We start from the raw sequence: 14,174 nt of genomic DNA on the forward strand, positions 1-14,174 counted from the left end.
AGTCGAGCTTCACGTGGTCGCTTTTACCGCGCGCGGTGCTCATCAAAAAACGCCTGCACCATCTCCACATCCCGCGTGCGCTTGAACGGTGGCAGGCTTTGCCAGATGCGGCGGCCGTAGGGCTTGTCGACGATTCGCGAATCGCAAATCATCAGCACGCCGCGGTCGGTCTCTGCACGAATCAGTCGGCCTGCGCCCTGCTTCAGCGTGATGACAGCCTGCGGCAGTTGATGCACGGCAAACGGGCTCAAGCCCTTCTTGGTCAGCGCGTCGAGTCGAGCCGCGAGCACAGGATCATCGGGCGGCGCGAACGGCAGCTTGTCGATCACCACGAGACGTAGCGCATCGCCGCGCACGTCGACGCCTTCCCAAAAGCTCTGGCTGCCGATCAGGATCGCATTGCCGTGCGCGCGGAAACGGTCGAGCAACTCCGTGCGGCTCGCATCGCCCTGCACGAGCACGGGATAGTTCCAGCCGCGCGTCGCACAGACGTCGCGAAGCTTCGATGCCATCCGGTCCACGGCGCGCAACGTCGTGCACAAGATGAATGCGCCGCCCTGTGCAGACTCGATCGCCGGCAAAGCAGCGTTGAACACGGCATCGGTAAAGTTCGGCGACTGCGGCTGCGGCATGTCGCGGGGCACATAGAGCAGGCCCTGCTCGTCGTAATCGAACGGGCTCGGCAACGTCATCGAGCGCTTTGCGTTGAGCCCCATCTGCGCCGAGTAGTGATTAAAGTCACCCTTGACCGACAGCGTTGCCGACGTAAAGACCCAGGCGCGCGGTGTGCCCGCACGTTGCTTGGCAAAGATCGGCGCGACCGACAGCGGTGTTTCGTGCAACTGTACCGTGTGCGAAAACACTTCGACCCAGCGGACCACTTCCTCGACGTACCCTTCCTTGGGCTTCGTGCCTCCCGACTTGGCATCGCTTGTATCGCTCGACGAAGCCTTCGCATCGGAACCACGCGTTGCGACGGCACGTTCGCCGCGCTTCTGGGCCTCGTTTTGTGCGCTCTGTGCTGTTGCCTCGTCGGGCAATTCGAGCCAGCCGTCGAGTGTCTCGCGCAGTTCGCGCGCACGCCGGACGCAGTTGGCGATCGACTCCGCACGTTCGGACGCACCGGACAATGCGCTCGACAGCGCATCGAGTTCGTCGCGCACGTGTTCCAGCGCTTCGAACAGCGGATGGATGTCGCCGAGCTGCGTAATCGACATGCGCTGAATCTCGGGTCCGAACACGAGACGCACGTCGCGCGTCGCACGTTCGAGGGCCGCGCCCAGCGTGACCCAATCGGCGGCGTCGCGTGCGTGCTTGAGCCCTTCCGACACCGAGTCGCGTGCAAGCTCGAGGAATTGCGTCGTCGACAGCGTGTCGCCGAAGAACAGCGTCGCGGTTTCGGGCAATTGATGCGCTTCGTCGAAGATCACCGTGTTCGCGGTCGGCAGCAGTTCCGCCATGCCGGTGTCGCGCAGCATGATGTCGGCGAAGAACAGATGGTGATTGACGACGACGATGTCGGCCTGCTGCGCTTCCTTGCGCGCCTTCATCACAAAGCAGTCTTTGTAGTTCGGGCAGTCCTGTCCGAGACAGTTGTCGCGCGTCGACGTGACCATGCCCCACACGGGCGAGTTCTCGGGCACGCTCGACAGTTCGGCCTTGTCACCGGTGCGCGTGATCTTTGCGAAGCGCACGATTTCCTGAAGGTGCGCAGCGTCCTGACGCGAAGGCAGCCGGCCATTGTCCGACGCGCGTTGCAGGTAGTAGTGACACAGGTAGTTCGCGCGGCCTTTGAGCATGGCCACGGACACCGGCACAACGAGCGTGTCGCGGACGGTCGGAATGTCGCGCAGGAAGAGCTGGTCCTGAAGGTGCTTGGTGCCGGTCGAGACGATGACCTTGCCGCCCCAGAGCATCGCGGGCACGAGATACGCATACGTCTTGCCCGTGCCGGTGCCGGCCTCGACGATCAGCGTGTTGCCGCCGTCTTCGATCGAGATCTCATCGGCGCCGCTCGCCTCGCCTGCTTTCTTGTCGGTCGCTTTCTTGTCGCGCGATGTGCCAGCGTCGAGTGCGGCAATGCCGTCGTACTCTGCACGCAGCGCGCGTGCCGGGCGTTCGAGGTCGCCGAGCCCGGTGCGTGCCTGTGCCTGGCTGCTGGCCTCCATGGCTGCCGCCACGGCGCGCGCCATTTCGAGCTGCGACGCACGCACGCGATAGCCGTCGATGCGCTTCGCGAGCAGGCCCGTCTCGGAGAAGATGTGTTCGAGCTCGGCAGCGTGCGCTGGCTTGAGCTTGCCGACGACGGCGGACGCGAGGCCCGTGATCCGGCTGGCCGATCCCTTGGGCGCGCCTTCGGACGGCGCCGTGCCCGCCACGTCGTTGGCGGCCGGCGTCGCCACAAGGCGTTCGTCGGCAGGCTGGTCGCTGGCAGCAGGAGAAACAGGGGTATCGGGGTAAGGCTCGGACATGAGGGAGACGACTTCGGTGCGTAAATTCAAACCAGCGTTCTGACAATCAATATTGGGCGCCACCACGCGCAGCGCCCATTACAAACCTGTATCGCATCACGCGATCTATCCGGCGTGATGCAAGCCGCGTCATGGAACAGCAAGCGACGGCATCCGACAGTGGTTGGAGCCGGCACAGCGAACCGTGCATGGAGCCCGGGACGCCAGGCTACACAACGGAGAATAACCCCCTGCCGGCGCGCACTGCCGCCGTTACCACCCCTGCCCATCCGCACTGCCGCCGTCACGCTCGGCGATCGTGGTCGATCTGAAGCTTGAGCAGGAGGATGGTGTCCTTGACCTTGAGCTTGCGCTTCTTGAGGCGCTGAAGCTCGAAGTCGTTGACGCCAGGTATATCGCAAAGCTTCGCGATCAATCCATTCAGGCCATGATGCTCGGCTTCCAGTTCAGCGATACGCGTGCGGACCGCGTTCTCGTCGATCGTGGGCGTGATATGCATGCTCGCCTCCGGTTGGACGCTTGTTCCGTCACGACCGCGGCCGGCGCGAGCGTGACTATTTCTGCGGGTTCTGCTGTTGTTGCTGCTGTTGCTGCTGTTGCTGCTGTTGCTGCTGTTGCTGCTGTTGCTGCTGTTGCTTGAGCTGCTCGTCCTGCTGGCGCTGCTTATCCGCGGCCTTGTCGGCGGCCTGCTTCTGGCGCTGCTCGACGTCGGCCTTGTGCTGCGCTGCGGCCTGCTGCTTTTCCGTGAACTTCTGCGCGTTTTCGGCGTGCTGCTGCGCATCGGCCGAGGCGTTGTCCTGGGCCTGCTTGAGCTTGGCCTGATAGTCGGCCTGCTTCTGCGCATACGCAGCCTGGTTCGACGCGCGCTGCTGCGCATCGATCACGCCCTGTTGACGCGCCGCGTCAAGCTTGCGCTGCATCTCGGCATCGTGCTCCGCGTCGCTCGGCGCGCTCGCGGCACGCTGCGACGCCTGTGCGTCGCGCTGCGCCTGGTCGAGCTGGGCCTGACGCTGGCGATCGTCATACTGCTTCTGGTTCGCCTGCTCGTTCAACGCGCGCTGCGGTGCATCGGCCTGGTTCTGCGCGGCCTTGATGGCGGCATTCTCGTTACGCTCGCTCGCGCGATCTGCGCGGATTTCGTCGTCGAGCTCGAGCTGCTGCGAACGAATGGCCGCGCGCTCCACGCGCATCGCGTCACGTGACTTGTCGAGGCAGTGGTTGACGAAGAACGTGCTGTAACAATTGTGCTGCTCGACGGCGTATCGGTAGTTCAGGTCGTCGGTCAGCGCATTGATCCGCTGCTGCCGCGCGTCGTTGTCTGCCGCTGTCGAAACGGGCCTCGCGCCGCTGGCCGGCATATACGGCTGCGCCACGACGCGTTGGGCGGTTCCGGGCTGGGCGGGCTGGCTCGTCCCGGGCTGGCCCATGGCGGCCTGCCCCGTTGCGGACTGGCCGGTCACGGTCGAACTTGCCGCATCGCCGGCGGCTTGGGCCGGTGTACCGGCACAGATCAGCCACACGGCGACAAACGCGCAGGCGGGCTTCAGAATGGGTCGATTGAACATGGGCAAATTCTAGCATCGCGCGGCCCGGGCCAATGGCCGTACGGTAATCCGATCCTTTCCTGCGCAGAGGCCCGCGCGCGTTGTGGCACAATCCCCGGCTCCCGTCACTCGAAGTCAGCACCATGTCGGAAAACGTAGCACTGAAGATCGTCCAGCGAATCGCCACCGAACTCGCGGTGCAGCCGCGCCAGGTCGCCGCCGCCGTCGAACTGCTCGACGAAGGCGCCACGGTGCCGTTTATCGCGCGCTACCGTAAGGAAGTCACCGGCGACCTCGACGACACGCAACTCCGTAACCTCGAAGAACGCCTGATCTACCTGCGCGAGCTCGAAGACCGCCGCGCCGCGATCCTCCAGAGCATCCAGGAACAGGGCAAGCTGACCGACGCACTGGCCGAAGCCATCGTTGCCGCGGACAGCAAGCAGACACTCGAAGATCTTTACCTCCCGTACAAGCAGAAGCGCCGCACGCGCGCTCAGATCGCCCGCGAAGCCGGCCTCGAGCCGCTCGCCCACGCCCTGCTCGCCGATCCGACGCTCGATCCGCAAACCGAGGCCGCGCGCTTTGTCGACGCCGAAAAAGGTGTTGCGGATGCCAAGGCTGCCCTCGATGGTGCGCGAGACATTCTGTCGGAACAATTCGGCGAAACGGCCGAGTTGTTGGGCAAGCTGCGCGAGTGGCTCTGGAACGAAGGCGTCGTGAGCTCGAAGGTCGTCGAAGGCAAGGAACTCGAGGAAGGCGAGAAGTTCCGCGACTATTACGACTATGACGAGACGCTGAATACGATCCCGTCGCACCGCGCGCTCGCGCTGTTCCGAGGCCGCAATGCGGGGATCATTCTCGTCAAGCTGGGCCTCGGCGAAGAGCTCGACGCGCAGACGCCGCATCCGGGCGAGCTGCGTATTGCGGGCCACAACGGCATCCGCCAGCAAGGCCGCCCCGCTGACAAGTGGCTCGGTGACGTATGCCGCTGGTGCTGGCGCGTCAAGGTGCAGCCGCACCTCGAGAACGACCTGCTCACGCAACTCCGCGAAACGGCCGAGTCGGAAGCGATCCACGTGTTCGCGCGCAATCTCAAGGACTTGCTGCTCGCCGCACCGGCGGGTCCGAAGGCTGTGATCGGCCTCGATCCGGGCCTGCGCACGGGTGTGAAGGTCGCGACCGTCGACCGCACGGGCAAGGTGCTCGCCACCGACACGATCTTCCCGCACGAACCCCGCCGCGACTGGGACGGCTCGCTCGCGAAGCTCGCCCGCATGGCGATCGCGACGCAAGCCGAACTTATCAGTATCGGCAACGGCACCGCTTCGCGCGAAACAGACAAGCTCGCGAGCGAGCTGATCGCCAAGCACCCTGAACTCAAGCTTCAGAAGATCGTTGTGTCGGAAGCCGGAGCATCGGTCTACTCGGCATCGGAACTGGCCGCCAAGGAATTTCCGGACCTTGACGTGACGCTGCGTGGCGCTGTGTCGATCGCACGCCGTTTGCAGGATCCGCTCGCCGAACTCGTCAAGATCGAGCCGAAGGCGATCGGTGTCGGCCAGTATCAGCATGACGTGAACCAGCGCGAACTCGCGCGTTCGCTCGATGCGGTCGTCGAGGATTGCGTGAACGCGGTCGGCGTCGACCTGAATACAGCATCGGTCGCCCTGCTCTCGCGCGTGTCGGGGCTGAATGCCACGCTCGCACGCAATATCGTCGACTTCCGCGACCAGAACGGCGCGTTCCCGAATCGCGAGCAACTCAAGAAGGTGCCGCGCCTCGGCGACAAGACGTTCGAACAGGCCGCCGGCTTCCTGCGCATCAACAACGGCGACAATCCGCTCGATCGTTCGTCGGTGCACCCGGAAGCCTATCCGGTCGTCGAGCGCATCGTCGCGAAGGTCAAGAAAGACGTCAGCGCGCTGATCGGCAATCGCGAAGTGCTCAAGGGCCTCGCCCCGACAGAATTCGTCGACGATCGCTTCGGCTTGCCGACGGTGCGCGACATTCTGAGCGAACTCGAAAAGCCAGGCCGCGACCCGCGTCCCGAGTTCAAGACGGCGACGTTCCGCGAAGGCGTGGAAAAGATCTCCGACCTGAGCCCCGGCATGCAGCTCGAAGGCGTGGTCACGAACGTCGCAGCCTTTGGTGCTTTCGTCGATATTGGCGTGCACCAGGACGGCCTCGTTCACGTATCGGCGATGTCGAACCGCTTTATCAAGGACCCGCATGAAGTCGTCAAGGCGGGCCAGGTGGTTCAGGTCAAGGTGCTCGAGGTCGACGTCAAGCGCCAGCGTATTGCACTGACGATGCGGATGACCGATGAGGTCGGTGCGACGTCGGGCGGTGGCGGCAACCGTGGCGCAGGATCATCGTCGGGCAGCGGCAACGGCGGTCCGCGCAACATCAACGCGCCGCGAGGCAATGCACCGCGTCAACGCGAACCCGAAACGCAAAACGCAATGGCAGCAGCGTTCGCGAAGCTCAAGAAGTAATTCGCTGCGAATGGGATGACGGGCGCGTGTTGATGGTTTGTCGTGGCGCGCTCGAAAAAAAAGGCGGTACGGCTGATAGCCGAACCGCCTTTTTTGCATCTTATGCGTCCAACAACTGGCCGATGCAAGCCGATCTGGCGGCCCCGCTGCGTATCGCTTGGCCGACTCTGTTTTAATGCCACACCTGGCGCATCGCAGAGGTGTCTTGCTGCGCAGCGGAAGTGCGTATCTTGCGCCGCTTCCTTAGCTGTTGCGCATCAGATCGTCGCTCCGCGTCTCTCGCATCGTCAGCACACCGATGAGGCTGATCAGCGCGGCCACCGACACATAGCCGCCGACCCAGCTCAGGCCACCGCGATTCGCAAGCAGCTGCGCGATATACGGGGCCACCGATGCACCCAGAATACCGCCGAGGTTATAGGCGACACCCGCGCCCGTATAACGTACGTTCGTCGGGAACAGTTCGGGCAGCAGCGCGCCCATCGGTGCGAATGTCGCACCCATCAGGAACAGTTCGATGATCAGAAATAGCGCGACTTGCACGGGGTCACCGCTGCCGAGCAACGGCAACATCGTGAAGCCCGAAGCGATCGCCGCGATGCAGCCGACTACCAGCACCGGTCGACGGCCGAAACGGTCGCTCGCGATTGCCGATATCGGCGTGGCAATCGCCATAAAGACCACGGCGATGCAGAGCAGCCCGAGGAAGCTCTGGCGGCTCATATGCAGCGCGGACACGCCATACGACAGCGAGAACACGGTCGAAATGTAGAAGAGCGTGTAGCAAACGACCATCGCGAGCGCGCCCTGCAGCGTCGGCCACAGATGCCGGCCCAACAGTTCCGCAACAGGCACCTTGACCCGTTCGTGGCGATCGATCGCCGCCTGGAATGCCGGCGTTTCAGCGATCTTCATACGCACATAGAGGCCGAGGCCGACCAGCACTGCGCTGACGATAAACGGCACGCGCCAGCCCCAGCTCTTGAAGTCGGCGTCCGACAGGCCCAGCGCAAGACCAAAAAACAGGCCGTTCGATGCGAGGAAGCCGATCGACGGCCCAAGCTGCGGAAACATCCCGAACCAGCCGCGCTTGCCCGCCGGCGCGTTCTCGGTCGCGAGGAGCGCGGCACCGCCCCACTCACCGCCAAGGCCGATGCCCTGACCGAAGCGCAGTACGCAGAGCAAGATCGGAGCGAGATCGCCGATCGAATCGTACCCGGGCACAAAACCGATCAGTGTCGTGGAGCCGCCCATCACGAGCAGCGACGCCACAAGCGTGGCCTTGCGTCCGATCCGGTCACCAAAGTGGCCGAACAAAAATGCGCCGATCGGCCGCGCAATAAACGCGATGCCGAACGTGACGAAGGCGGACAGCGCCTGGGCGGCGGGAGAGCTATGCGGGAAGAAGACGGGGCCGATGACCAGCGCCGCGGCCGTCGCATAGACGTAGAAATCGTAGAACTCGATCGCGGTGCCGATAAAGCTCGCGAAGATAATGCGCGTACGGCTCGTACCGTCACGCGACGCCGTAACAGGCGCCGGTGTCGACGTGGACATGCTGTCTCCTGAGTTTGTTGGTCTCGTTCATGCTGCAGCGCTGGCCGCATCACGTTTCGCGTTGAGCGCTCAAACGGATACCGGTGCCAACCACGGCTGCAATGCGACCCACCTCGCGTGGGCGGATCAGTCGCCGCGCGGATGTGTTTTCGGCCATGACACCTTTTACCCCTTGTCATGTCGCTTCGTGGTCGTACCGGTTCGATTCCGGTCTCGGGCACCACGCTTTCCGCCCCGAAGTGTATGAACATCGGACACGGAACCCGCTCGTTGTGCGCGCGGGCTGATGGCGCTACTTCAATGACGGAGCACGGGTAAGCGCTCCGTCACATCCTACAGTGCTTCAGATTTCGATCTTGGTCCCCAGCTCGACCACGCGATTGGCCGGGATGCTGAAGAAGTCAGTCGGCTTCGCAGCGTTCTGATGCATCCACGCGAAGATCCGTTCGCGCCAGACCGACATGCCGGGCAGCTTGGTCGGCACCACGGTTTCGCGTGCGAGGAAGAACGACGTGTCCATCAACTCGAACGCAATGTCGTGCCGCGCTTCGATCATGCGCAGGATCGTATGCACGTCGGGCGTTTCGTTAAACCCGAACCGCGCCTTGACCGCGTAGACGCCACCCGTGAGGTCGCGCGTCTCGAGCCGATCGGCATCTTCGACATACGGCACGTCGAGCGTCTGGAAATTCATGAAGACGGTGACCTCGTGCAGCACCTTGTTGTGCTTGAGGTTGTGCAGCAGGCTCACCGGCACGAGCGTGTCGCTGCCCGTCAGATAGATCGCCGTACCCGTCACGCGATGCGGCGGATGCGCGAGCAGGCTTTCGAGGAACGGCTCGAGCGGAATACCGTCTGCCGCCGTGCGTTCCTTGACGATATGACGACCCTTCGACCACGTCGTCAGCAGGAAGAACAGGATCGCGCCGATCGTCAGCGGCAGCCAGCCGCCCTCGGCCACCTTGAGCAGGTTCGCACCGAAGAACGCAAAGTCGACAATCAGGAAGGCGGTGATGATGGGCGCCACGACGGCCTTGCGCCACTTCCACACGCCGATCATCGCGTAGGCGACAAGCACGGTCGTGATGATCATCGTCGTCGTCACCGCGATACCGTACGCGGCAGCGAGGTTGTCCGACGAACGGAAGCCCATGACGACGCACAGAATGATGAACAGCAACATCCAGTTCACGACGGGGATGTAGATCTGGCCGATTTCCTGCGCGGACGTGTGCGTGATCTTCATGCGCGGCACATAGCCGAGCTGGATCGCCTGCGAGGTCAGCGAGAACGCACCCGAGATCACGGCCTGCGACGCGATCACCGTGGCCACCGTCGACAGCACGACGAGCGGCAGGAGCGCCCAGTCCGGTGCCATCAGGAAGAACGGGTTTTCGATCGCTTTCGGATTGTTCAGCAGCAGCGCGCCCTGTCCGAAATAGTTCAGCACGAGCGACGGCATGACCAGTCCGTACCACGCAAAGCGGATCGGCTTCGCGCCGAAGTGCCCCATGTCGGCGTAGAGCGCTTCGGCCCCCGTCAACACGAGAAACACGGAGCCCATCACGACATACGCCTGAAGCACGTGGGCCTCCATGAACTTGTAGGCGTAGTACGGATTGAGCGCGGCAATGATTCGGGGCTCGGACGCGATGTGCGAGATGCCCATGATCGCCAGCACGATGAACCAGAGGATCATGATCGGCCCGAACAGCTTGCCGACGGTGTCGGTGCCGCGGCGCTGGATATAGAACAGGCAGATCAGGATCACGATCGTGATCGGCACCACGTACTCGCTCAGATGTGGCGCGGCGATTTCGAGGCCTTCAACGGCTGAAATGACCGAAATGGCCGGGGTGATCACGGCGTCGCCGTAGAACATACAGGCGCCGAATACCCCGAGGCCGATCAGCACATGGGCGACAGTCGATGTCTTCCCGAGCGGCCGGATGGCCATGGCCATCAGCGCAAGCACCCCGCCCTCGCCGTTGTTGTCCGCGCGCATCACGAACATCACGTACTTGAGCGAAACGACGATGATGATGGCCCAGAACAGCAGGGAGATGACGCCGAGAATGGAGGTCGGTCCGAGCGGCACGCCGTGCGTCGGGCTGAAGGCTTCTTTGAGCGAATACAGCGGGCTCGTGCCGATATCGCCGAAAACTACGCCGATGGCGGCCGCCATCAGGGGCGCCAGGCCTTGTTTGCGCACCGGGTAGTGCGCGTCGATGGTGTGGCTCATGAAAACGCTTGTTCAGCCGTTGTAGTCGATCGGTTGGCACACAGACGCGCCCCTCGTGGCGGGCGCTCGCACGAACGGCACCATTGTACTGCCCGTCGCGAAACGTCCAAACCACGATTGCGCCACATCGGGGCGCGAGGAGCCGTCGGCGGCTGTGTCAGGCCTGCGTCGAGCTGATGCCCGACGCCGCGTCCGCCGCACCCATGCCGGACCCACGGCCCGCGTTGCTGCCGCGCTTGATCCATGCAGCGAGATTGTGGGGGCGCAACGAATCCCAGTCTTCGAACGGCTGGTGAATCCACGGATTGGTCGGCAGATGCTGGACGAAATAGTCCGGCTTCACCGATGAGCACGCCTTGTACCAGAGCACCGCGGAACGCACCGACTCGATGGCCGGATAGCGCTCTTTCAGATGCTGCTGCACGCGTGCGAGCGTGACACCCGAATCCACGAGATCGTCGACGAGCAGCACGTTGCCGTGAAGCTCGCCACGCGTCATCGTGATGTATTGCGCGATGTCGAGGTCGCCGCGCTGCGTGCCCGCGGCTTCGCGGTACGAGCTCGTCGCAAGGATCGCGAGCGGCAGATCGAAGATCCGCGACAGCTGGTCGCCCACGCGCAGACCGCCGCGTGCCAGGCACAGAATCTTGTCGAACTTCCACTTCGACTCGTGCACGGCGAGCGCAAGCTGTTCGATCAGCCGGTGGTATTCATCCCAGCTGACCCAGAGGTGCTGATCGTCGCTTTTCGGCAAAGACATAGTGTGGTTCTTTCGGCTCAGTGCTTGAACGGATGACGACGCAGAATCGTTTCGTCACGATCGGGGCCCGTCGACACCATGTCGACCGGCACGCCGGCGACGGCTTCCACGCGCTCGAGATACGTGCGCGCATTGACCGGCAGCTTGTCCCATTCGCTGACGCCCACCGTGCTTTCCTTCCAGCCCGGGAACGTTTCATACACCGGCTCGCAGCGCGACACCGACACGGCACCCGGCGGCAGGATGTCGACTGACTGTCCATCGACCTTGTAGCCGACGCACAGCTTGACTTCCTCGAGGCCGTCGAGCACGTCGAGCTTGGTCATGCACAGGCCCGTAATGCCGTTGATCTGCAGCGAGCGCTTGAGCGCGGCGGCGTCAAGCCAGCCAGTACGGCGCGGACGGCCCGTGACCGAGCCGAATTCCTTGCCGACGTTGGCCAGGTTGATACCGACCGGATCCTGATGCTTCGGATTGTCGGCATCATAGAGTTCGCTCGGGAACGGACCCGCGCCCACGCGCGTGCAGTACGCCTTGGTGATGCCGAGAATGTAGTGCAGTTGCTGGGGACCAACGCCTGCACCCGCGGTCGCCGCACCCGCCACGCAGTTGCTGCTCGTGACGAACGGATAGGTGCCGTGATCGATATCGAGCAGCGTGCCTTGCGCGCCTTCGAACAGCAGGTTCTTGCCCGCGCGGTTTTCCGCGTACAGCGTGGCCGACACGTCGCCGACCATCGGCTTGAGCTGATCGGCGTAGCCGAGCATCGCGTCGAGCGTCTTCTGATAGTCAACAGCCTCGGCGTTCAGGTATTGCGTGAGCACGAAGTTGTGGAAGTCGAGACTCTCGCGCAGACGATCGGCGAAGCACTTCGTGTCGAACAGATCCTGCACGCGCAGACCGCGGCGGCCCACCTTGTCTTCATAGGCCGGGCCGATGCCGCGACCCGTGGTGCCGATCTTGTCGGCGCCGCGACGGCGCTCGCGCGCCTGGTCGATCGCAACGTGGTACGGAAGAATCAGGGTCGTCGCTTCGGAAATCGTCAGGCGGCTGCGCACGTCGACACCTGCGGTCTCGAGCTCGCCGATTTCCTTGAACAGTGCTTCGGGCGACAGCACGACGCCGTTGCCGATGTAGCACTTGACGCCGTCACGCATGATGCCCGAGGGGATCAGCCGGAGGATCGTCTTTTGGCCGCGAATGATCAGCGTATGGCCCGCATTGTGGCCACCCTGAAAGCGCACCACGCCTTGCGCGTGGTCGGTCAGCCAGTCGACGATCTTGCCCTTGCCCTCGTCGCCCCACTGGGTACCGACGACGACAACGTTGCGTCCCTCTTTCACTGCGTTGCCAGACATGTTGTTCATAAAGCGGGTTAAAAACGTATTTTACCTGTGTTGAACCGGAGCCCTGCGATTTCATCCGACGTGGTTTCGCGCTTTTCAGTTTTCGCGCACACCATCGTGGCTCCGCCCTTGCCAAACACGCGTGATTGAGACTAGTGCGTGTACGGCCTGTCTTTGCGAGCTTTATTTAGCGCGCTTCCACCTGCCACGCACCATTGCGTTCGACGAGCACGCGATCGAAGTCGAATTCGTCGACCGTATGTTCATGACCGGGCAATGCCTGAATCACGACCTCACCCGCATCGCGCAGCGCAGCGACACGCTCGCGCACGGCGGGGTCATGCGTCCACGGCGCAAGGATCGCGCTGCTGCGCGCTTCGATCGGCGAAATCCGCCCGACTTCGCGCAGGTCGAGTGAAAAGCCGGTCGCCGCACGCGCGCGGCCGTACAGTTCGCCGATATGGTCGTAGCGGCCGCCGCGCGCGACGGCATTGGGCACGCCGTCGACATACGCCGCGAACATCACGCCGCTGTGGTACTGGTAGCCGCGCAGATCGGCGAGATCGATCGTGACTTCGACCCCCGAGACTTGCGCTGCAAGGAACTGGAGCTCGTCGAGCGCTTTCGACACCGCCGGAGTGGCAGGCAGCACGGCGCGTGCACGGTCGATCACCGAGACATCGCCGTAAAGCGTCGGCAAGGCAAGCAACGCGCGGCGCGTGACTTCAGGCAGATCCGCGGTCAGATCGCGCAGCACCGAGACGTCCTTGCCTGCCAGGGCGGCGAACAACGGATATTCGCGGGTCTCGGCATCGGCGACATCGGCCAGCAAGGCGCCGAGGACACCGGCATGGCACAGGTCGAGCCGCACATCGCGCAGGCCGATCAGCGCGAGCGTGTCGAGCATCAGCTGCTGCACTTCGACGTCGGCCTCGAGGCCGGCGTGACCATAGATTTCCGCACCGATCTGATACGGCTCACGCGTGGCATGCATGCCGCGCGGACGCGTTTGCAGCACGCTGCCGGCGTAGCACAGGCGCGTCACGCCGCGACGGTTCAGCAGATGCGCGTCGATGCGCGACACCTGCGGCGTGATGTCGGCACGCAGCCCCATCGAACGGCCAGAGAGCTGATCGACGAGCTTGAAGGTGCGCAGATCGAGGTCCGAGCCGGAGCCGGTCAGCAGCGACTCGAGATACTCGAGCATCGGCGGCATCACGAGTTCGTAGCCGTAGCAACGGAAGCGATCGAGCACGCGGCGGCGCAGTTCTTCGAGCTTGCGCGCCTCGGACGGCAACACGTCGGCAATGTTTTCAGGCAGGAGCCAGGTAGACAGCTGAGCGGTCATTTCACGTACGGTCCTCATGCCGTGCACGCGGCACTGGCCGCGGCACGATGTCGGGATAAGTCGCGCACCGGCGCGAGGCCCCCCGGGGCCTTGCAAACGGTGCATGGATTCAGTTCTCGCCGCATTCGTCGCGCACGCCCGCCCTCAAGGCGGACTCCATGCGGCGAAGTCATGGCACACGAACCGGCGGCGTCGCGCCGGCCCGCGCTCAGCCCAGGATCACGAGGAGCAGGATAAGCCCCAGGACCATGGAGATCAGCCCGCCGATCCGGATGCGGTTCGGCGGCATCTGGGCGATCTTCTTGAAGGTATTGCTCCAGGCGTCCGGTGCGACAAAAGGCAATATGCCTTCCAGCACCAGCATCAATGCAAATGCAGCACCCAGCGACTCGAGCATGCTCACGATGT

At 63.6% G+C, this 14,174-nt stretch carries 10 protein-coding genes; 1 reads left to right on the plus strand and 9 read right to left on the minus strand.

Annotated features, from left to right (window positions below; genetic code table 11):
• Nucleotides 1-23: 23 nt before the first annotated feature.
• The 3 genes from ACMFWR_RS12405 to ACMFWR_RS12415 form a co-directional block, all read right to left on the minus strand.
• Nucleotides 24-2,471, minus strand: a complete 2,448-nt coding sequence (locus ACMFWR_RS12405; protein WP_413191958.1) for an ATP-dependent DNA helicase — start codon at nucleotides 2,469-2,471, stop codon at nucleotides 24-26.
• Nucleotides 2,472-2,754: 283 nt separating this feature from the next.
• A complete protein-coding gene (locus tag ACMFWR_RS12410) occupies nucleotides 2,755-2,970 on the minus strand; it encodes a DUF465 domain-containing protein (protein ID WP_413191959.1) in 216 nt (71 codons plus the stop codon).
• A gap of 55 nt (nucleotides 2,971-3,025) precedes the next feature.
• Nucleotides 3,026-4,036 carry a colicin transporter gene (locus ACMFWR_RS12415; protein ID WP_413191960.1) on the minus strand — a complete coding sequence of 337 codons (1,011 nt, stop codon included), beginning with the start codon at nucleotides 4,034-4,036 and terminating at the stop codon, nucleotides 3,026-3,028.
• Nucleotides 4,037-4,158: 122 nt separating this feature from the next.
• Between ACMFWR_RS12415 and ACMFWR_RS12420 the strand changes: the two genes are divergently transcribed.
• Nucleotides 4,159-6,513 (plus strand): Tex family protein, encoded by a 2,355-nt coding sequence (locus ACMFWR_RS12420; RefSeq protein WP_413191961.1) that lies wholly within the window; start codon nucleotides 4,159-4,161, stop codon nucleotides 6,511-6,513.
• Nucleotides 6,514-6,756: 243 nt separating this feature from the next.
• Here ACMFWR_RS12420 and ACMFWR_RS12425 read toward each other — a convergent pair whose 3' ends face one another.
• The 6 genes from ACMFWR_RS12425 to ACMFWR_RS12450 all read right to left on the minus strand — a co-directional run bounded on the left by ACMFWR_RS12425 (nucleotide 6,757) and on the right by ACMFWR_RS12450 (nucleotide 14,163).
• Nucleotides 6,757-8,070: an MFS transporter gene (locus tag ACMFWR_RS12425; protein ID WP_413191962.1), complete on the minus strand. Its 1,314-nt coding sequence runs from the start codon at nucleotides 8,068-8,070 to the stop codon at nucleotides 6,757-6,759.
• A 343-nt stretch (nucleotides 8,071-8,413) separates the two neighbouring features.
• The gene (locus ACMFWR_RS12430) at nucleotides 8,414-10,312 is read right to left on the minus strand and encodes a potassium transporter Kup (RefSeq protein ID WP_413191963.1); all 1,899 of its coding nucleotides are present in this window, start codon (nucleotides 10,310-10,312) and stop codon (nucleotides 8,414-8,416) included.
• Nucleotides 10,313-10,469: 157 nt separating this feature from the next.
• Nucleotides 10,470-11,072 (minus strand): phosphoribosyltransferase, encoded by a 603-nt coding sequence (locus ACMFWR_RS12435; RefSeq protein WP_413191964.1) that lies wholly within the window; start codon nucleotides 11,070-11,072, stop codon nucleotides 10,470-10,472.
• Between the two features lie 17 nt (nucleotides 11,073-11,089).
• The gene (locus ACMFWR_RS12440; RefSeq protein WP_413191965.1) at nucleotides 11,090-12,430 is read right to left on the minus strand and encodes an adenylosuccinate synthase; all 1,341 of its coding nucleotides are present in this window, start codon (nucleotides 12,428-12,430) and stop codon (nucleotides 11,090-11,092) included.
• 175 nt (nucleotides 12,431-12,605) lie between these two features.
• Complete coding sequence (locus ACMFWR_RS12445) at nucleotides 12,606-13,754, minus strand: ATP phosphoribosyltransferase regulatory subunit (RefSeq protein WP_413194877.1); 1,149 nt, start codon at nucleotides 13,752-13,754, stop codon at nucleotides 12,606-12,608.
• Between the two features lie 220 nt (nucleotides 13,755-13,974).
• Nucleotides 13,975-14,163 carry a DUF2065 domain-containing protein gene (locus ACMFWR_RS12450; protein ID WP_413194878.1) on the minus strand — a complete coding sequence of 63 codons (189 nt, stop codon included), beginning with the start codon at nucleotides 14,161-14,163 and terminating at the stop codon, nucleotides 13,975-13,977.
• Nucleotides 14,164-14,174: the final 11 nt, after the last annotated feature.

The organism is Pararobbsia alpina (assembly GCF_965118125.1).
GTDB classification, from domain to species: domain Bacteria; phylum Pseudomonadota; class Gammaproteobacteria; order Burkholderiales; family Burkholderiaceae; genus Pararobbsia; species Pararobbsia alpina_A.